The sequence below is a fragment of the Terriglobus sp. ADX1 genome (assembly GCF_036877645.1).
In the GTDB taxonomy this organism is placed as follows: Bacteria; Acidobacteriota; Terriglobia; order Terriglobales; family Acidobacteriaceae; genus Terriglobus.
Genome location: NZ_JAEDXV010000073.1, coordinates 1 through 255, shown reverse-complemented (window position 1 = coordinate 255; position 255 = coordinate 1). Strand labels below are relative to the sequence as shown.

General features: G+C 56.9%; 1 protein-coding gene. It reads left to right on the top strand.

The features are described from left to right. On the top strand, positions 1-255 hold a 255-nt coding region (locus tag JAO32_RS19750; protein WP_334243603.1), incomplete at both ends, for a BACON domain-containing protein.

Sequence of the window (255 nt, the reverse complement as noted above, 5' to 3'; positions counted from 1 at the left end):
CTTCTACGGAGACGATGAAGGCCAGCTTCTCTCCGTTCCCGGATTTAGCAACGGCGGCACTTATACCTTCACCAATCAGGCGCCGCCAACCATGCAGGTATCGCCGGAATCGCTGACTTTCTCAGCAAACGTCGGTAGCTCTCCTGCGTCGAAAACGATCACGGTTACAAACCTTGGTTCGGGAAGCTATACCTGGACAGCAACCAGCAGCGCATCGTGGTTAAGCGCATCGCCTGCCAGCGGATCGTCTGGCGC